Origin of the sequence: Rhizobium sp. NZLR10, assembly GCF_019685125.1 — a bacterium.
Taxonomy (GTDB): Bacteria; Pseudomonadota; Alphaproteobacteria; order Rhizobiales; family Rhizobiaceae; genus Rhizobium.
In genome coordinates, this window is the sequence record NZ_JABDWE010000014.1 from 143,437 (window position 1) to 161,314 (window position 17,878).

Annotated in this window: 16 protein-coding genes; 8 read left to right on the forward strand and 8 right to left on the reverse strand. The window is 63.0% G+C overall.

Features of this window, described 5'->3' with window-relative positions; genetic code table 11:
• Position 1 precedes the first annotated feature (1 nt).
• The 5 genes from HJB82_RS21125 to HJB82_RS21145 form a co-directional block, all read right to left on the reverse strand.
• Positions 2-1,582 carry a cytochrome ubiquinol oxidase subunit I gene (locus tag HJB82_RS21125; RefSeq protein ID WP_207585875.1) on the reverse strand — a complete coding sequence of 527 codons (1,581 nt, stop codon included), beginning with the start codon at positions 1,580-1,582 and terminating at the stop codon, positions 2-4.
• Between the two features lie 76 nt (positions 1,583-1,658).
• The gene (locus HJB82_RS21130) at positions 1,659-3,347 is read right to left on the reverse strand and encodes an amino acid ABC transporter ATP-binding/permease protein (protein ID WP_221116210.1); all 1,689 of its coding nucleotides are present in this window, start codon (positions 3,345-3,347) and stop codon (positions 1,659-1,661) included.
• Positions 3,344-5,089, reverse strand: a complete 1,746-nt coding sequence (cydD, locus tag HJB82_RS21135) for a thiol reductant ABC exporter subunit CydD (protein WP_221116209.1) — start codon at positions 5,087-5,089, stop codon at positions 3,344-3,346. Before cydD ends, HJB82_RS21130 begins: the two co-directional genes overlap by 4 nt.
• A gap of 4 nt (positions 5,090-5,093) precedes the next feature.
• Positions 5,094-5,672, reverse strand: a complete 579-nt coding sequence (locus HJB82_RS21140) for a GbsR/MarR family transcriptional regulator (RefSeq protein WP_207585878.1) — start codon at positions 5,670-5,672, stop codon at positions 5,094-5,096.
• A gap of 277 nt (positions 5,673-5,949) precedes the next feature.
• Positions 5,950-6,549, reverse strand: a complete 600-nt coding sequence (locus HJB82_RS21145; RefSeq protein ID WP_221131182.1) for a HupE/UreJ family protein — start codon at positions 6,547-6,549, stop codon at positions 5,950-5,952.
• 270 nt (positions 6,550-6,819) lie between these two features.
• On the opposite strand from HJB82_RS21145, the gene HJB82_RS21150 reads away from it, so the two are divergent.
• Positions 6,820-7,851 carry a hydroxyacid dehydrogenase gene (locus tag HJB82_RS21150; protein WP_221116207.1) on the forward strand — a complete coding sequence of 344 codons (1,032 nt, stop codon included), beginning with the start codon at positions 6,820-6,822 and terminating at the stop codon, positions 7,849-7,851.
• Positions 7,852-7,869: 18 nt separating this feature from the next.
• Here HJB82_RS21150 and HJB82_RS21155 read toward each other — a convergent pair whose 3' ends face one another.
• Both HJB82_RS21155 and HJB82_RS21160 read right to left on the reverse strand, forming a co-directional pair.
• Positions 7,870-8,877 carry a Tim44 domain-containing protein gene (locus HJB82_RS21155; protein WP_207585881.1) on the reverse strand — a complete coding sequence of 336 codons (1,008 nt, stop codon included), beginning with the start codon at positions 8,875-8,877 and terminating at the stop codon, positions 7,870-7,872.
• Between the two features lie 84 nt (positions 8,878-8,961).
• Positions 8,962-9,420: a YbaK/EbsC family protein gene (locus HJB82_RS21160; RefSeq protein WP_221131183.1), complete on the reverse strand. Its 459-nt coding sequence runs from the start codon at positions 9,418-9,420 to the stop codon at positions 8,962-8,964.
• Between the two features lie 346 nt (positions 9,421-9,766).
• Between HJB82_RS21160 and HJB82_RS21165 the strand changes: the two genes are divergently transcribed.
• The 7 genes from HJB82_RS21165 to HJB82_RS21195 are packed head-to-tail and all read left to right on the forward strand — an operon-like array spanning position 9,767 to position 16,961.
• Positions 9,767-11,113 (forward strand): extracellular solute-binding protein, encoded by a 1,347-nt coding sequence (locus HJB82_RS21165; protein ID WP_221116204.1) that lies wholly within the window; start codon positions 9,767-9,769, stop codon positions 11,111-11,113.
• A 58-nt stretch (positions 11,114-11,171) separates the two neighbouring features.
• The gene (locus HJB82_RS21170) at positions 11,172-12,473 is read left to right on the forward strand and encodes a carbohydrate ABC transporter permease (RefSeq protein ID WP_221116203.1); all 1,302 of its coding nucleotides are present in this window, start codon (positions 11,172-11,174) and stop codon (positions 12,471-12,473) included.
• Positions 12,474-12,475: 2 nt separating this feature from the next.
• Positions 12,476-13,318, forward strand: coding sequence for a carbohydrate ABC transporter permease (locus HJB82_RS21175; RefSeq protein ID WP_221116202.1), 843 nt, complete (start codon positions 12,476-12,478; stop codon positions 13,316-13,318).
• Entirely contained in the window at positions 13,318-14,373 is a 1,056-nt protein-coding gene (locus HJB82_RS21180; RefSeq protein WP_221116201.1) for an ABC transporter ATP-binding protein, read from the forward strand. Before HJB82_RS21175 ends, HJB82_RS21180 begins: the two co-directional genes overlap by 1 nt.
• Entirely contained in the window at positions 14,373-15,152 is a 780-nt protein-coding gene (locus HJB82_RS21185) for a glycerophosphodiester phosphodiesterase (protein WP_207585887.1), read from the forward strand. Before HJB82_RS21180 ends, HJB82_RS21185 begins: the two co-directional genes overlap by 1 nt.
• On the forward strand, positions 15,136-16,140 hold the full coding sequence (locus HJB82_RS21190) for a LacI family DNA-binding transcriptional regulator (RefSeq protein ID WP_221116199.1): 1,005 nt from the start codon (positions 15,136-15,138) through the stop codon (positions 16,138-16,140). The genes HJB82_RS21185 and HJB82_RS21190 overlap by 17 nt, the downstream gene beginning before the upstream one ends.
• The gene (locus HJB82_RS21195; protein ID WP_207585889.1) at positions 16,140-16,961 is read left to right on the forward strand and encodes an inositol monophosphatase family protein; all 822 of its coding nucleotides are present in this window, start codon (positions 16,140-16,142) and stop codon (positions 16,959-16,961) included. Before HJB82_RS21190 ends, HJB82_RS21195 begins: the two co-directional genes overlap by 1 nt.
• On the opposite strand, the gene HJB82_RS21200 is transcribed toward HJB82_RS21195, so the two are convergent.
• Entirely contained in the window at positions 16,958-17,821 is an 864-nt protein-coding gene (locus HJB82_RS21200) for a glycerophosphodiester phosphodiesterase family protein (RefSeq protein WP_207585890.1), read from the reverse strand. The genes HJB82_RS21195 and HJB82_RS21200 overlap by 4 nt on opposite strands.
• Positions 17,822-17,878 lie beyond the last annotated feature (57 nt).

Here is a 17,878-nt window from a genome sequence, read left to right on the forward strand (position 1 = left end):
GTCACTCCGCGGCCGGGACGAGGGTTTCGGAAATCAGCACGGCTTCCGGCTCGTCGTCCGGCTCCGGCCCTTGCTTGATCGCCTTGATCATCAGGCTCATCTCGATGACGATCAGCACAGTATAAAGTGCGCCAAAACCGATAATAGTCAGAAGCACGGTGCCGGCACCAAGGCTGGAGACGGCGGCAGCCGTCGGCAGCACGCCTTCGATCACCCATGGCTGACGGCCGAATTCGGCGACGACCCAGCCGAGTTCGATAGCGACAAAGGGCAGGGGGATCGCCAGCACGGCAATCCGCAGAAGCAGTGGATATTTGTCGAGATGGCGGCGCGCCGACAGCCAGAAGAAGGTGGCGGTCAAGAGGATGAAGAACATGCCGAGGCCGACCATGATACGGAAGGACCAGAAGAGCGTCGGCACGTGCGGGATCGTGTCCCGCGCGGCCTGAGCGATCTGCTCGTCGGTCGCCTGGCGCGGATCGTCGACATAGCGCTTCAAAAGAAGCCCGTAACCGAGATCATGGCCGAGATCCTCGAAGGAACTACGCACCTCCTGCGCCACCTGATCCTGCGCTGGCGCGGCACGGATCTGCGTCAGTGCATCGTAAGCTTTGATGCCATCGCGGATGCGAGTTTCGGCCTGCTGTTCGAGCTTGTCGATGCCCGGGATCTCTGTTGTCAACGACCGTGTGCCGATCAGCCCCATGACCCAGGGGATGTGCACGGCGAAATGCGTCTCGCGCGCTTCCTGATCCGGGAAGCCGAAGGCGGTGAAGGCAGCCGGAGCGGGCTCCGTCTTCCACATGCCCTCGATCGCGGCAAGCTTCATCTTCTGGTTTTCGGTGGCAAGATAACCGCTCTCGTCGCCGAGCACGACGACGGAGAGCGCCGAGGCGAGGCCGAAGGAGGCGGCGACCGTCATCGAGCGCTTGGCAAGTTCGATATGCCGGCCCTTGAGCACATACCAGGCCGAGACGCCGAGTACGAAGATCGAGGCGCAGACATAACCTGCCGATACCGTATGGACGAATTTCGCCTGGGCGACCGGATTGAAGACCACGTCGAAGAAGCTTGTGATTTCCATGCGCATCGTCTGCGGATTGAGCGCCGATCCCACTGGATTCTGCATCCAGCCATTGGCAATGAGGATCCAGAGGGCCGAGAAGTTCGAGCCGAGCGCCACCGCCCAGGTGGCGACGAGATGGCCGACCTTCGACAGCTTGTCCCAGCCGAAGAAGAACAGGCCGACGAAAGTCGCCTCGAGAAAGAAGGCCATCAGGCCTTCGATTGCCAGCGGCGCGCCAAAGATGTCGCCGACATAATAGCTGTAATAGCTCCAGTTCATGCCGAACTGGAATTCCATGACGATGCCGGTGGCGACGCCGATCACGAAATTGATGCCAAACAGCGTGCCCCAGAATTTCGTCATCTGCCGCCAGATCTGGCGGCCGGTCATGACATAGACGGTTTCCATGATCGCCAAGAGTACGGACAGGCCGAGCGTCAGCGGCACGAACAGGAAGTGGTAAAGCGCCGTCAGTGCGAATTGAAAGCGCGATAGCGCAACGATATCTAGTTCCATTTGTCTTTCTCCCACGGTCCCACGGGGTACGGAGCGTTCCTCAGCGCCGGTCGGCGCCTGAGGGCATGCGATTTGCTCAGTCCGGCCGAAGCCGGTCGAGCGCCTTTTCGAACGCCGCCTCTCCACGGCGCGAAACCTCTAGGATGCGGCCGCCTTCGATGACGGCGATGCGGTCCGCGATAACAGCCTCACGGCGGATATGCGTGGCGATCACTAGCGAGCGGCCTGCCGCCATTGCCGAGAGACGTTGGAGGACATCTCGGGCGGTGGCGCCGTCGAGGCCTTCAGTCGGCTCGTCGAGCAGCCACAGCGGCGTGTCGCGCAGGAAGAGCCGGGCAAGCGCCAAGCGACGCGACTGGCCGCCGGAAAGGCCGAGACCGCCTTCGCCAAGTGACGTATCGATCCCTCGCGGCATGGCCTCAACATCGGCAAGCAGACCGGCCGCGGCGAGCACATCCAGAAGACGGGCCTCGCCTGCTTCCGGGTTCGCAAGGGTGAGATTGCCGCGCAGGCTGTCCTCGAAGAGTTCCGTCCGTTGGGTCAGCAGCGTCGTCGTCATCGCGGCGACGCTTCCCGTCTTCGCCGGCAATTCACCGGAGAGCAGAGCGAGCAGGCTCGACTTGCCGGCGCCGCTGCTGCCGACGACGGCAAGGTGTTCGCCCTGTCGAAGCACAAGTCCTATACCCTCGAGAACCGGTACGGCGGAGTTTTCATGGAAGGCGGACACGTCAGCCAGCGAAAAGGCGTATCCCGGCAGTGGCGGCGCCAATGGTTCGGGAGCCGCCGTGGCGGTCAGCCGCGGCACAATGCGCCTTGCCGCCAGCAACGTCCGCCCAAGTTCCAGAGCACCGCGGCGCAACGCCGTAAAGGGTTCGACTGCCGCGAAGGCGACGAGCAGCCCAAGTGCGGCGACAGGCGCGGTAATCACCTTCGTTTCCGCAAGTGCGGCGACGGCGAGCAGCGATCCCGTCAACAGAAGGGTGGAGACAAGGCCGAAGCCAAATGTCAGGCCGGTCTCGATGCGGTTCAGTCGGTCGTCGGCGCAGGCGGAGTGATGGTCGGCGGCAGCGATTGCCTCTCTCTGCGCGCCAAGCCGGCCGGCCATCAGGATATCGGTCTGACCGGCGACGAGATCGATTGTCCGCGACCGCAGCGCCTCGATGCCATGGGCACGCCGGCGGGCATGTTTGCGCGCCGCGCGGCCGGCGATCAAAGGCAGGCCGAGGCCGGCACCGGCGAGAAAAAGGCCGAAGCACAGGCCGAACAATGGATGCATCAGCCCCAGCACGAGGCTTGCCGCAAGGGTAGCGCCGATCGCCACCGCGGCCGGCACGAGAATGCGGAGATACAGGGAGTCGAGCGCATCGATATCGGCCGTCAGCCGGAAGAGCAGCCTTGCAGGACGATGCAAAAGAGAGCGCGCCGCACCCGGTTCGGCGAAGCCACGAAACAGCCTTTCGCGAAGAGCGGCGAGCACGCCGAGCGTCGCGTCATGGGTCGCAAGCCTTTCACCGTAACGTGCTGCCGTGCGGACAATGGCAAGAAGCCGGATTCCCGCCGACGGCGCAAAGACGTCGAAGGTGATGGCGGCGGCGGAAAGGCCGGCAAGCGACGTGGCGGTGATGAACCAGCCGGATAGGCCGAGCAGGCCGATGCCGGCTGTGACCGTCGTCGCCGAAAGTGCGGCGCCGAGCAGGAGCGCGCGCCGGCGCTCGGCAAAAAACAGACGCAGGACCGGTTTGAGGTCTGCAGCAGATGTGCTCATTCGGCGGCCTCCCTCATCATGATATCGGCGTCGATGCGCATGATGCGATGCATGCGTGCCGCAAGCAGCGGATCATGGGTGGCAACGATCAAAGTGCGACCGTTAGCGAGCGAAAGCAGGCTCTCGGTGATCTCCGCGGCGGTCGCGGCATCGAGATGCGCGGTCGGCTCGTCGGCAAGGATGATCCTCAGATGCGGATTGCAGGCCGCACGCGCGATCGCAAGCCGCAGTGCCTCGCCGCCGGAAAGCCCGATCCCGCCCTCGCCGAGCGGCCGGCTGCCATAGGCTTCGGCCACTTTCCCGAGTCTCGCGGCGTCAAGTGCATCGGCAACATCGCCGCGCAGCACGCCGGGTCTGCCAAGCGCGATATTCCCCGCAATGGTGCCGGCAAAGATATGCGGCTTCTGGCCGATCCACGCCATGCCGCCGCGCAAGAGCGCGGCGGTATCATCCGCAAGCTCGAGGCGGCCGATGACGATGCGGCCGCCGGTGCAGGGCGCCAGCCCCGCCATCAGCGAAAGCAGCGTCGATTTGCCGGAACCGCTGGCCCCGAGAAGCGCCAGATGTTCGCCGGCGGCGATATCGAGGTTGAAATCGCCGAGGATCAACGGTTCGTCGGCGCCATAGCGAAAGGCGAGATTTTCAAGTCGAATGGCCGATGCTTCGGCGACGACAGGTACCGCTGACGCGATTTCGGCTGCTCCTCGAATAGACGGGCCGCCGGCAGTCAGACCGTCCAGCGCCTTCAGCGCTGCTTCGCCGGCCGCCCGATCGTGCCAGACTGCCGAGAGTTCACGCAGCGGCTCGAAGAAGGCCGGCGCCAACAGCAGGATGAACAGGCCCTCGGTCAGGTCGAGCCGGCCGACCCAAGTGCCGAAGCGGATTTCGCCGAGCAGGCTGAAGCCGACATAGACGGCAATCATCGCCACGCCGAGCGCGGCGAAAAGTTCGAGCACGGCCGAGGAGAGGAAGGCGATCTTCAGCACCGCCATGGTGCGCACGCGCAGCGATTGCGCCTCCCGGCGCAGCCGCAGCGCCGTTGCCTCAACCGCATCGAGCCCACGGATCGTCGCCAATCCACGCAGCCGATCGAGCAGGAAACCGTTGAGGCCACCGGTCGCAACGAGTTGTCTTTCGCTGGCCGCCTGGGCGCGCCAGCCGATCAATGCCATGAAGATCGGGATCAGCGGCGCGGCAAACAGCAAAACCAGCGCGGCGATCCAGGAGACCGGAAAGAGGACGGCAAGAATTATGAGCGGCACAAGGCTCGCCTTTATACGCGCCGGCTGGAACCGGGCGAGATAGGGCACGATGAGTTCGGCCTGCTCGCCAAGCACGCTTGCGGCTTTGCCGGACGCCGGCCTGCCGCGATCGATCGGCGATGATATCGAGAGTGCCGCAGCGGCGGCCCGCCGCCTGCGGCTGAGCTCAGCGCGCGCGACATGAAAGGCTAGGCGGCCGCCAGCCGCGTCGAGGCAGCTCCTTGCAAATCCGAGCAAGAGGATACCCAAGGCTGGCCAGAGGACGTCCTGCAATGCGCCGCCATCGGCGATGCGCCCGACCGAGACTGCCAGCAGCCCGGCCTGAGGAATCCAGATCGCGGCCGCCAATGCCTGCAGCATCGCTGCTCTGCGCAGCCCGTTTTTCGCGTCATTCGGGCCGGTGATGGACGAGACGGTATCGCCGTTCGGCACCGGTTCGGTCTCTCCCCTGTCCGTCGCGTCGAAGAAAGCGGTGCTCATGGCGCTAACTCTTGTTCGCAGGATTCGGCCGGCGGCTGCGGCCGAGCGAAACGACCCGGTCCTTGGCCTCCAGAAACTTTGTCACTTTCGCGCCCAGCGAGAGTAGCGTTGCGAGCCTTTCGGTTTCAAGTTGTTTTACATCTTCATACCAATGCGTCAGCTGCTCGATCAGCGTGTGCATCTCGCTCATCCGCGACTGCGCATGCCGTTCGGCCTCGCTGGCCGGCCGCTGCATCAGGATCTCCCGCAGAACCGACAGCGTCGGATCGACTTCGCGTTTCTTTCGCTCCTCGGCGAGCGTCCGCAATATGAGCCAGACATCGTCGGGCGTGGTGAAGAAATCGCGGCGATCGTCTGGCTTGTGTTTGAGGATAACGAGGTTCCAGGCCTGCAGTTCGCGGAGGCTCATCGACACGTTGGAGCGCGAAATGCCGAGTGAGTCGGCGATCTCCTCGGCGCAGAGCGATGCGGGGGAAACGAAGAGCAGCGCGTAGATCTGGCCGACTGTGCGGTTGATTCCCCAGCGGGAGCCCATTTCGCCGAAGTGGAGAACGAAGGACTGGACAAGAGGCGGCAGGTTCATCGTTGTTTCCGTTGCGTCTGTGATTTCAGAAATTTCTGAAATCACTATACTGACTTTCGCACCTCGCCGACAACCGGCAAGGCGGCCCTGCGTCAATTTGGACGTCCGTTCGTTGATCGTGCGTCAGATATAGCCTGACGCGGCGTGGCTGGATTTGATTTGGGTCAAGTCCGCCGCACTTTGCAGCAATAATGCAGAAACGCCCGGCATTGCGTTGCGCATGCCGGGCGTTCTCATTGGACGGTGACGTGTGGAGGCGGCTGGAGTGCCGTCAGGCTCAGATCAAGCCGGCCAGAATGCCGACGCCGGATATCGCTGCAATACCACCAGCCGCACGCGTGACGAAGACGCCCTGACGTTCGCCGGCGCGGCCGATGACGTAACCAAGGGCGAGGCCGCCGACATGCAGCAATGCGGTCGCCATCATGAAACCGGCGGCATAAGCGGCACCGGCGGCATTCTCCGGCATTTCCGCGCCGTGGGCGTGGCCGTGGAAGATCGCGAAGAGACCGACGACACCCATCGCAACCGCAGTCGGAGCCTTGACGTTGAGGGCAACGATGGCGCCGAGGACGACGACGGAAAGCGCGATGCCGGTCTCAACGAAGGGAACATTGACGCCGGCAACGCCGAGGGCACCGCCGAACGCCATCACCAGAACGAAGGTCGTCAGCACCAGCCAGATGGCGCGACCACCGAGCTGAAATGCGAAAACGCCGACCATCACCATGGCAAGGATATGATCGAGACCGGAAACCGGATGACTGAAGCCATGGATAAAACCGGACGTCTGACCAACACCGGTATGTGCATAGGCGACGGCTGGAAGCGCGGCGGCAGCCAAGGCAAGCAGGCCGCTCTTGAGTGCTGATTTCATGGCTCATTCCCTCGTGAGTTTTCGAATATCCTGCCACCGCCAAACACAGGCACGGCTCCATGTCGCGCGCATCACGCTAGTTCAAAGAATTCGTGCCGTCAACGAAAATGCCATGAAATAGCAAGGCAATTCAATTGCTTATCTGATAGGCAAATGCCGTTTTCGATAGCTTCTCCCGTTAACCCAAGATCCACCTGGAAACCGCCCCGCACAGGGGCTATCAATCATCGGCGGAGACGGCGCAAATGGCCCGCAACGGAGGAGACGCCCATGACGAATATCGAACGGCCGCTGGCGATCAGCGCGCCCGAGCCACGCACGCTCGATCTGATCTTCAACGACAAGGCGCGCGCCGAACTGCATGCGAAATACGAAATCGTCGAGGCCGATCCCGAGAATATCGCCGGGCTCGGTGACGAGATCCTCGCCAGGACACGTTATATCATCGGCCAGCCGCCGCTTTCGGCGGAAACGCTGGCCAGAATGCCGGCCCTGCGCTCGATCCTCAACGTCGAAAGCAATCTTCTCAACAACATGCCCTATGAGGTGCTTTTTGAGCGCGGCATTCATGTCGTGACGACAGGCCAGGTTTTTGCCGAGCCGGTCGCCGAAATCGGTCTCGGCTTCGCGCTGGCCTTAGCGCGCGGCATCGTCGATGCGGATGTCGCTTTCCGCCAGGGCTTCGAACTCTGGGGAGGGGAGGGCAATGCGAGCGCCCGGCTGATCGCCGGTTCCGAGATCGGCATCGTCGGCTTCGGCGATCTCGGCAAGGCGCTGCGCCGGCTGCTGTCCGGCTTCAGGACGCGCGTCAGGGTGTTCGATCCCTGGCTGCCCCGCTCGATCCTCGAGGAAAACGGAGTCGAGCCGGCAAGCCTGGACGATGTTCTGACAAAGAGCGATTTCGTCTTCGTCGTCGCCGCCGTCACCAGCGAAAACAAGGGATTTCTCGGCACCGAGGCCTTCGCCAGCATGCGCAGGGGCGCGGCCTTCATCCTGCTCAGCCGCGCCGACGTCGTCGATTTCGAAGCGTTGATGGCGGCCGTCTCGTCAGGCCAAATCGTCGCGGCAAGCGACGTCTATCCGCAAGAGCCGCTGCCGCCCGATCATCCGGTGCGGAGCCTGAAAGGCTTCATCCGCTCGGCGCACCGGGCCGGAGCGCTCGACAGCGCCTTCAAGAAGATGGGCGACATGGTACTCGAAGACATGGACCTGATGGATCGCGGCCTACCGCCGATGCGCTGCAAGCGGGCGGAACGCGAAACGGTTTCGCGCATGCGTTCTAAACCGGTCGCGGTGAATTAAGCCAGGAGAGGCGCCACCTCAGGCGGCGCGCTGCTCACTTCCCTGGATCGCGGCGAGCTTCCAGTCTGCGCCGGGCTTGCGCACGAAGGTCCAGACCTCAGTGCTTTCGCTCGGGCGGCGATCGTCGCCGGAAACGACGCGGCCGCTGTCGCGTTCGACCATGGCATCGATCGAGGAGTAACGCATGGCGAGAGTCGCATATTCCCCGCCATCTTCGCGCCAGGCCTCGGCGATATCACCCTGCAGCAGCTTGACGTCGGAGACCCGGTTACGCACGCCGTTGGTGGCGTTTTCGCCGAGCTCCTCGGCAAGATAGGACATTGCCTCAGGCGTCGTCAGCTTGCGCAACGTACCGTAGTCTTCGGCACCGTAAGCGGTCTGAACGTCGGTCAGCAATTCCTCGAACTGGTCGAGATCGGCCTGCGCGAGCCCGATCTCGTCGCTCGGGCGGTTGCCGCGCGAGGACGAACCTGAACCGGCAGCCGAGCCAATCGTCGGGACCTGGAAGGACGAGTTGCGTGCTGGCGACATGCCATAGGACTGGCTAAAGGAGCCGCTTTGGCCACCGGCACCGTAGGAAGGCTGGCGGCGGTTAGCGAAATAACGCATGGCGAGCACGATGGCGCCGCCGATCAGCGCGATCTGCAGAAGCATGCCGAGGAAGCCGAAGCCGCCGCCGAAACCGTGACCGAGCAGCATGCCGAGGAGGCCGCCGGCAATCAGGCCGCCGATCATCGAACGGCCAAAGCCGCCGAAGAGACCGGGGCGTTGGGCGCCGAAGGGCTGCTGCGCGGTCGCAGGTGCCGTCGTCTGCGGACGCGGCGTCATCGATCGTTCGATCGGCGCGACGGGGGCGGGCGCGGTTTGGGTGACAGGTGGAGCCTGGAAGGTGCGGGTACCGCGGCTTCCGAAACCGCCGCTGCCGGCCCGGCGCGCTTCTGCATCGTCAAGGGAAGCAAAAACGGTTGCGCTCGTCAGAGCGGCAATTGCCGCGAACTTGGCAAAACGCGAAATGGCACTCGGCATTCCTGATCTCCTGTCATGCGCAGTCACGGCATGTCAGGATAGAATATAGGTACTCTTTCGCAGGTTTGAAGTTTTTTCACCGCCTTACTGGCAGACATCGACCCAGCTGGCGCCGGTCAGCTCGGCCAGCCGCCCGGTCTCGATGCGCACGGCCGAATTCGTCGAGCCGGCCGCGGGCACCACTTCATCGAAGCGTTTCAGCGAGATATCGCAATAGATGGGCAGCGGCGAGGGCAGGCCGAAGGGGCAGACGCCGCCGACCGGATGGCTGGTGACCGCCACCACCTCTTCGGCGTCGAGCATGCGTCCCTTGGCTCCGAACGTGTCCTTGAATTTGCGATTGTCGAGCCTTGCCGTGCCGCCGGCAACGACCAGCATCATCTGCTCGCCGACGCGCAGGCAGATCGTCTTGGCGATCTGGGCGGGCTCGACGCCATGGGCTTCAGCGGCAAGCGCTACCGTCGAGGAGCTCTCGGCGGTTTCGATGATGTCGATATCGGGTGCATGCGCACGCAGGAAAGCGCGGACGGATTCAATGCTCATGGCCGGATGCTAGCGCATCGGCCCGGAAATCGGAACCGATTTTCGGAAAGCACGATGCGCGGATCGAAAGTGCTGCAGCGTCCCTTGCGCGTCTCGAAGAGCGCGGCGCTGCAGGAGGAAAAGCGCAATTTGCAGCGCAAAAGGCACAGGCCGAAAACCGCCGCTTGCAAGTCGCCCAGACATCGTCATAATAATTTTGCACACGTGCTCAATTTTGTCATTCGGCCGTTACATCGAAGCCTTAGAGCGGACATCGTCACGTTTTCGTGGGGTTTCGGAGCGGCCATCATCAGCAGTGCTGACCCGCCAAGAGGCTTCACACTGCTCTTCTAGGGAGACGAAGAAAATGACCATCTTGCCGACACTGAAATCCCTTGCCGTCGCGGCCGCCATCCTGGCCTCGAGCTCTGCAATTGCGCTCGCCAAGGACGTTCACATTAGCGTCTGGGCTGGCGGCACCGGCCCTAACGACGTCTATCGCCTGGACGCCATCGAGATCGCAGCCCAGCAGCTGCAGCGCGAAGCCGCCCTCAAGGGCGAAGACCTGAAGATCACCGTCGAGAAGAAGCCCTATTCCGCCTGGGAGGACTTCAAGCAGGCGCTGACCCTTGCCGCGGAAGCCAAGACCGCGCCGAACATCGTCGTCAGCGGCCATGAAGACATCGCGCCCTGGTCGCAGGCAGGCCTCATCGTTCCAATCGAGGATTACGTCGATCTCGACTCCTGGCCGCTCAGCGACATCTATGAAAACCTGTTGAAGATCGCCTCTTACAACGGCACCGTCTACGGCATTCCGCAGGATGCCGAGTCCCGTCCGATGTTCTTCTGGAAGCCCTACATGAAGGCGATCGGCTACAGCGACGCCGATCTGGATGCGTTGCCGCAGAGTGTGCAGGACGGCAAGTATACCATGAAGAACCTGCTCGAAGACGCCAAGAAGATGCAGGACAAGGGCCTCGTCCAGCCCGGCTACGGTTTCTATCCCCGCACCAGCAACGGACCTGACTACTGGCAGTTCTACACCAGCTTCGGCGGCACGATGGAAGAAGGCGGCAAGCTCGTTTTCGACAAGGCCGCGATGACCCGCACCTATCAGTTCTTCGCCGATGCTGTGAAATCAGGTGTCACCAAGAAGAACCATATCGGCATGCCGGGCGACCAGTGGTGGAAGGAAGTCGCCACCGGCAAGGCTGGCATCTGGGACGGCGGCACCTGGCACTATGCCCGCCTCGTCAACCAGGAAGGCCTCAAGGACTTCTTCGGCAATGTGATCTTCACGCTGATCCCCGCCGGCGAAGGCGGCAAGGCCAACACGCTGACCCACCCACTGGTCTACCTGCTGACCGCAGGTCACGACCAGGAAGACACCGAGATCGCCGCCCAGCTGGTCAAGATCGCCTCCGAGCCACGCACCAACGCGCTTCATGCGGTCAAATCGGCCCATCTCGGCATCTCAAAGTCGGAATCCACCGTCGACTTCTACTCGGCCGACCGCTGGACCCGCGAAGCCACCGAGCGCCTGCTCCCGCATGCCAATGCGATGCCGAACAATTCCGATTTCGGCAAATACTGGAACATCATGTGGAAGAACCTCGAAGCGTCCTGGACCGGCGCCAAGACCGTCGACGCCGCCGTCGGCGATGCCGAGAGCGAGCTGAAAAGCACGCTCGGCGACAAGATCGTCATTCGCTGAAACAGCCTCCGGGTGACGGCAACCCCGCCGCCCGGTCGGTTCCGCGAGGAGGCCTTCCATGAAATCGTCCAGAACGCTCGGACTGGTGATGATCGCGCCTGCGGCGGTCATGATCATCCTGTTCTTCCTGATGCCGGTGGTTCTGACGGCAGTCTTCTCGATGACCAACATGACGACGGCGACCGGCATTTCCGGCGGCGTCTACCAGATCGCGCCCAACTCCCTGATCGCGCTGAAATCGGCGATGCCCGAGATCGCTGCCGAGATGGCCGAACCGCGCTACACGATCGACGAGGCGGGCCTCGCGGCCGTCGAGGGCCTCGGGATGGCGCCGGGAATTGTCGCGGAACTGCGCGCCAAACATATCGGCGAGGTCTTCCCGGCACGCCGCGATGTCGAGCGCATGATCAAGGATCTCGCCGAGCGACCTTCGACACGTGAGGTCAAGCAGACCTCCGAACAGTTCAACCGTTCCGTCCTCAACACCCGCTTCGACAGCAAGGAGCAGCTCTTTTCAGCGCTGGACAATCTGGGTTTCAAGCTGACGCCGGAGCAGAAGGAAATCGTCGCCAAGACCACCTATACCGGCTGGACTTGGACGACCGAGAATTTCTCACGCATGGCCAGTTCGCCCGACATGGCGCGTGTGCTTTTCAATACCGTGCTCTATGTCGCGCTGGTGCTGACGCTCTTCAATGTCGGTTATGCCCTGCTGCTTGCCATCTGGACACATTATATGCCGCCGACGCCTGCCTCGATCTTTCGCGGCATCTGGCTCCTGCCGCGCATCACGCCCGTCGTCATCTACGTGCTGCTGTGGAAGTGGCTCGCCTGGGACAGCGGCTTCATCTCTATTTTGATGGGCAAGTTCGGCTACCTCCCGAAGAACTACCTGCTCGACACCGCCTATAATGCCTGGTTCTTCGTCGTGCTGATCAACGGCTTCATCGGCGCTTCGATGGGAATGCTGGTGTTTTCCTCGGCAATGAAAGCCATTCCGAAGAGCCAGTTCCACGCGAGCGAGGTCGACGGCGCCTCGCGCTGGCAGCAGATCCGCTACATCATCCTGCCGCAGATGCGCTGGCCGATCCTCTTCGTCACCTGCTACCAGACGCTGTCGCTGCTCGCGTCGTTCAATGAAATCCTGCTTGCCACCAATGGCGGGCCGGGCAACGCCACCGAGGTATGGGCGCTTGCGGCCTATCACACCGCGCTCCGGAATTATGCCGGCAATCTCGAATACGGGCTGGGCGCAGCCATGGCGCTGGTGCTCGTCGTCATCGGCGTGACGCTGTCGCTCCTCTATCTGCGCGTCTTCAACTACGGCACGCTTGTCGCCAAGCCCCTGATCGAGGATTGACCATGGCCGAACGCTCGCAGCCCTCGGCAAACTATCGCAGTTGGCCTGTCATAACGGCGCTGACCATCGTCAGCCTGCCGCTGCTGCTGATGTATGTCTATCTGTTTCTCGACACCGTGACGGTGAAACAGCCGGATGCCTTGCTGCCCTCCGGTTTGACACTTAATCACTGGCGCTTCCTGTGGCAGACGACGGCGGGCAAGGCGAACATCTGGCAGGTGACGCTGAATACGCTGCTGTTTTCAGCCTGCACCACCAGCCTGGTGCTCATCATCTCGTCGATGGCCGGTTATGTGCTGTCACGGCTGAATGTGCCGGCGCGCGGCTTCTTCCTCGCCGGTGTCATGGTGCTGCACGCCTTCCCGTCGGTGACGCTGATCATCGCCATCTTCATCGTGCTGCAGATGATCGGCCTCTACAACTCACTGATCGGCGTCATCCTGGTGAAGGCGGCGATCGACCTGCCACTCGGCATCTGGCTGATGAAGGGCTTTTACGACACCGTGCCGTGGGAAATCGAAATGGCCGGCGTCGTCGACGGCGCTTCGCGTTTTCGGGTCTGGCGCAGCCTCGTCCTGCCGCAGGTCAAACCCGGCATCATGGCGCTCGGCCTGTTCTCTTTCCTCTCCGGCTGGGGCGAGTTCATCCTGCCGCAGGTGCTGGCGCCGGGCAATCAGGTGCAGGTGCTGTCGGTCTATCTCGCGGGCTTCCTCGCCGACGACAACAATTACGATTTCAATATGTTCAAGGCGGTCGGCCTCTTCTATCTCATTCCGGTGCTGATCGCTTACGCACTCTTCAACAAATATCTCATGAACATCTATGGCGGCGGGAGCAAAGGCTGATGCGCATCCTTCTCGACAATTTTTCGAAGAGCTTCGGCTCCACCAAGGTCATCGAGAACATGCAGCTCGAAGTCGGCAACGGCGAGATGCTGGCGCTGCTTGGCCCTTCCGGCTGCGGCAAATCGACGACGCTTTTTTCGGTCTGCGGCATTCACCGGCCGACCAGCGGACGCATTCTCTTCGGCGACCGCGACGTTACGGACCTGCCGAGCCAGGCCCGCAATGTCGGCGTCGTCTTCCAGTCCTATGCACTCTATCCGCACATGACGGTTGCCGAGAACATCGGCTTTCCGCTGAAGGTGAAGGGCGTCAACGCCGCCGAAATCCGCAGGGAGGTCGAGCGCATTTCCGAGCTTGTTCATATCAGCAATCTCATGGAACGCCGTCCAGCGCAGCTTTCCGGCGGCCAGCAGCAGCGCGTGGCACTGGCGCGGGCGCTGATCCGCAAGCCCGACGTGCTGCTGCTCGACGAGCCACTTGCCAATCTCGACGCCAAGCTGCGTCTCGAAATGCGCTCGGAGATCCGCCGGCTGCAGCGCGAGACCGGCATTACCGCCATTCTGGTCACCCACGATCAGGTTGAGGCGATGAGTATGTGCGACCGCATCGCCATCATGCGGGAAGGCGAGATCGTTCAGATCGCCACGCCGGCCGAGATGTACAATGATCCGAAAACCGCCTTCGTCGCCGGCTTCCTCGGCAATCCGCCGATCACCTTCCTGCGCGGCGTCGTGGACAAGGGCGTCTTCGCTATCCCGGAAAGCGAGATCCGGGTGCCATTGCCCGGCTCCGTCGGTGCCGCCGAGGGCACGAAGCTGATGCTCGGCGTCCGGCCGGAGCACTTCACCCCGGCGGGCGACGTCCCCGTCTCCGGCAAGGTCACCTTCGCCGAAACGCAGGGTCGCGAGAACCTCTACGACGTGGCGCTTGCCGGCGGGCCGCTGCTGCGCTCGATCCAGCCGGTGCGCAGCGACATCCATGTCGGCGACGATGTCCGCTGGGCGATCGACAGCCGCGGCGTCTTCGTCTTCGACGAACATGGCAGGAGGCTCTGATGACCCGCGATTTCCAGGCATTTTTCACCCGTCACGGCTGGCCGACGGCCAAGGGCCATCTTCCCTTCTGCATTGGCCATCGCGGCGCCAGCGGCCATGAACGCGAGAACACGATCACTGCCTTCCGCCGCGCCGCCGAACTCGGCGCTGAGATGTGGGAGCTGGACACGCAGCTGACCCGGGACGGCGTCGTCGTCGTCTCGCATGACGACCATCTGGAGCGTGTCTTCGGCATCGACCGCCGCATTTCCGAAATGACGGCGGCCGAACTCGCAGCCCTCGACGGCGTCGACGTGCCGAGTTTTTCGGAGGTGGCTGCACTCGGCCGCGAGACTGGAACCGGTCTCTATGTCGAGCTTAAGGCGCCCAGGACCGGCATGCTCTGCTGGCGGCATCTTGCCGAGATGAACCAGCGTTTTGCCTGCCTCGGCTCCTTCGATACGGCGCAGGTGCGCGAACTCCGCGACGCGGCCTGCGACTTCCCGCTTTCGGTACTGATCCGCGTCGGCCACGATCCACATGGGCTCGGCGACGAGGCCGGCGCCGATATCCTGCATCTCTGCTGGGAGAGGGCAGGTGAGCGGCCGCAGGATCTGGTGACCGAAGAGCTGATGCACCGCGCTTTCGAGGCGGGCCGCGAGATCGTGCTCTGGCACGAGGAGCGGCGGACCATTCTTAATGACATCATGAAACTTCCGGTTCTCGGCATCTGCACGGATCTGCCCGATCTGATGCGGCCGTCGGCGGTTGAGGAAAAAACAGTTGGCAGACAGGGATAAGGGACCGCGCAAGGTAACCTCCTTCGACGTGGCGCGTGTGGCCGGTGTCTCGCGCGCCGCGGTGTCGCGCGCCTTCACGCCCGATGCCAGCGTCTCGCCAAAGACACGCGAGAAGGTGTTTGAAGCCGCCAAGGAACTCGGCTATCGGGTGAACTATCTTGCTCGGAGCCTGACCAACAAACGCTCCGATCTCGTCGGCCTCGTCGCCGCCGGCCTCGACAATCCGTTCCGCACGCTGCAGATCGAGAACCTGGCAAGGGTGCTGATCGCCCGCAATTTCCGCCCCATCCTGCTGCCGACCTCGCAGGAGGCGGATACGTCGACGGTCATTGGCCAACTGCTGCACTACGCCGTCTCAGGCGTCATCGTCACCTCGGATGCCCCGCCAACCGAAATCTGCGAGCAATGTGCGGCCGAAGGCGTGCCGATCGTGCTCATCAACAAGGGCAACGACATCCCGTTCGTCGACCGCATCATCTCCGACGATCGCATGGCCGGCCATCTCGCCGCCAGCCATCTGATCGGCTGCGGTGTGCAGAGGCCCGCCGTCATGGCGGCTCCTGCCATATCCTATACGGCGCGGCGGCGCAGCGAGGCGTTCCTTGCGCGCTGCAAGCAGCTCGGCACCGAGGCGCAGTTCCTGCAGCTCAGGGTCAACGACTACAAGAGCGGCTATGATGCCGCAGCCGAACTCGCCGCATCCGGCATCGACGGTTTGTTCTGCGCCAATGACTACATGGCCTGCGGCGTGCTCGACCGTGTCATGCAGGGCCGCGGCCGCGATGATGCACCGCCGCTCTCCATCATCGGTCACGACGACATTCCACAGGCAAGCTGGGCCGCCTACGACCTCACGACCATCCGCCAACCCTGCGACATTCAGGCCGCACAGACGGTCGACCTGCTGATCAGCCGGATGGCCGAGCCGGATTTGACGGCGCGTGTCGAATTCACGCCGGTGACACTGATAAAAAGAAGGACCGCCTGATGAATTCCGCATTCGACGCCGCTGCCATCCACGCCCGTGCTGAGGTCGCGATCGCCATCGCCCTCGAGGTCGGACGGGAAGCGGCCCGGTTTCGGCGCGACTCGAACTCCGGCACGCTGGCCGTCGAGAACAAGGGATTGCAGGACTTCGTCACCATCGCCGACAGGAAGGCCGAACAGGCGATCCGCGATGGGCTGCTCTTACGCTTTCCGGGCGATACGTTCATGGGCGAAGAGAGTGGCGGGCGATCGAGCGAGGCCGGCACCTGGGTCGTCGATCCGATCGACGGCACGACCAACTATATCAGGGGCTTCCGGCATTGGGGCGTCTCGATCGCCTTCGTCGTCGCCGGCAAGGTCGAAATCGGCGTGGTCTACGATGCCACCGAGGACAAGGTCTTTCACGCCGTCCGCGGCGGCGGCGCCTTCAAGGACGGAATTCCTGTCCATGCAGCGGCGACCGCCGATCCCGCCAATGCGCTCGTCATTCTCGGCCATTCCCGCAAGACGAGTTTTGACGACCATCTTGCGCTCTCCAAGCGGCTCCACGAACGCGGCATGGACTATCGCCGCACAGGCGCGGCCGCCATCGATCTCGTTCGCGTCGCCGAGGGTGCTGCCGATCTCTATTACGAACGCCATCTCAATGCCTGGGACATGCTCGCCGGCGCGCTGATCGCCGAAGAGGCCGGCGCCACGGTGGCGATGCCGCCGGTCGACAGGCTGCTTGCGGATGGCGGACCGGTCATCGCCCACTCACCGGGGCTGGCCGGCGAATTCGCCTTCATCCTCGACATCGAGGGGCTCACGCCCAACGGTTAATCCGCCATGCGTCGGCGCCAGGCGCGTTCGGTCGCCGGTGCCTCGTCGGTGGTGATCTGGTCCGGCTTCAGGGCCATCAGCGCCTGGAAGTTCCGCCATTCCTCTTCGCTGAAACCGGCCGCCGGATCCTTCAAGGTAAAGGTCCAGGCATCGACCCGTTTGCCTTCGTCCTGGCAGAGCGCGATCATATCGAGACCTCCATTGGCGGCGGCAAGGATCAGCGGCCAGTGGAGATAGACCGTGTCCGGTTCGGTCGGGCCGCGCAGATCGGCGCGCAATGCCGTCTCGACAGCCTTCCAGCCGCTGGCGTTCCCGATATCGTAGAGCTTGTCGGTCGGATCGATGCCGCGCAAGAGATGCGGAAGCTTCTCCTTGACCGCGACGATCAGGTCGAGACTGCCGCCGCTGACGATCACCGAGGCGGCGATATCCCGGAAATGCTCGGCAAGATGCTCGATGCCGCCGGCGCCGATCGCTTCGAAATCGTCCTTCATGTCGAATTGCAGCAGTGCGGCCGGATGCGTCGATTGCATCATGGCGGCGAGATCCTCGCTCAGGATGAGCGGCCGGCCGCCCTCCTGCATCCTGATATCCCGGAGGTCGGCGAGGCTCTTCTCAACGATCGGCCCATATCCTGTCGTTTCGCCTTCGAGATCTTCGTCGTGCAGCACGACGAAACCGCCATCGGCGCGCACCCGCAAATCGAGTTCCATCGAGGCACCTGCTGCAAATCCCTCCGCCATGACCTCGGCGGAAAACAGCGGATCGGCAAAGCGTTTGCGCAGCCGGTGCCATTTCAGACGGGTGCGATGTCCCTCATGTGAAATCTCCAGGCCCTGGGCATCCAGCAATCTCGTCATCTGCACAAATCTCCGCGATGCTACTCTCCTGCCTTGACGCGCCGTGATTATCAAGGG

Excerpts from the sequence above, each read along its gene's own strand:
- HJB82_RS21125 (WP_207585875.1), bottom strand. The coding sequence starts at position 1,582 with ATGGAACTAGATATCGTTGCGCTATCGCGCTTTCAATTCGCACTGACG.
- HJB82_RS21130 (WP_221116210.1), bottom strand. The coding sequence starts at position 3,347 with ATGAGCACATCTGCTGCAGACCTCAAACCGGTCCTGCGTCTGTTTTTT.
- cydD (WP_221116209.1), bottom strand. The coding sequence starts at position 5,089 with ATGAGCACCGCTTTCTTCGACGCGACGGACAGGGGAGAGACCGAACCG.
- HJB82_RS21140 (WP_207585878.1), bottom strand. The coding sequence starts at position 5,672 with ATGAACCTGCCGCCTCTTGTCCAGTCCTTCGTTCTCCACTTCGGCGAA.
- HJB82_RS21145 (WP_221131182.1), bottom strand. The coding sequence starts at position 6,549 with ATGAAATCAGCACTCAAGAGCGGCCTGCTTGCCTTGGCTGCCGCCGCG.
- HJB82_RS21150 (WP_221116207.1), top strand. The coding sequence starts at position 6,820 with ATGACGAATATCGAACGGCCGCTGGCGATCAGCGCGCCCGAGCCACGC.
- HJB82_RS21155 (WP_207585881.1), bottom strand. The coding sequence starts at position 8,877 with ATGCCGAGTGCCATTTCGCGTTTTGCCAAGTTCGCGGCAATTGCCGCT.
- HJB82_RS21160 (WP_221131183.1), bottom strand. The coding sequence starts at position 9,420 with ATGAGCATTGAATCCGTCCGCGCTTTCCTGCGTGCGCATGCACCCGAT.
- HJB82_RS21165 (WP_221116204.1), top strand. The coding sequence starts at position 9,767 with ATGACCATCTTGCCGACACTGAAATCCCTTGCCGTCGCGGCCGCCATC.
- HJB82_RS21170 (WP_221116203.1), top strand. The coding sequence starts at position 11,172 with ATGAAATCGTCCAGAACGCTCGGACTGGTGATGATCGCGCCTGCGGCG.
- HJB82_RS21175 (WP_221116202.1), top strand. The coding sequence starts at position 12,476 with ATGGCCGAACGCTCGCAGCCCTCGGCAAACTATCGCAGTTGGCCTGTC.
- HJB82_RS21180 (WP_221116201.1), top strand. The coding sequence starts at position 13,318 with ATGCGCATCCTTCTCGACAATTTTTCGAAGAGCTTCGGCTCCACCAAG.
- HJB82_RS21185 (WP_207585887.1), top strand. The coding sequence starts at position 14,373 with ATGACCCGCGATTTCCAGGCATTTTTCACCCGTCACGGCTGGCCGACG.
- HJB82_RS21195 (WP_207585889.1), top strand. The coding sequence starts at position 16,140 with ATGAATTCCGCATTCGACGCCGCTGCCATCCACGCCCGTGCTGAGGTC.
- HJB82_RS21200 (WP_207585890.1), bottom strand. The coding sequence starts at position 17,821 with ATGACGAGATTGCTGGATGCCCAGGGCCTGGAGATTTCACATGAGGGA.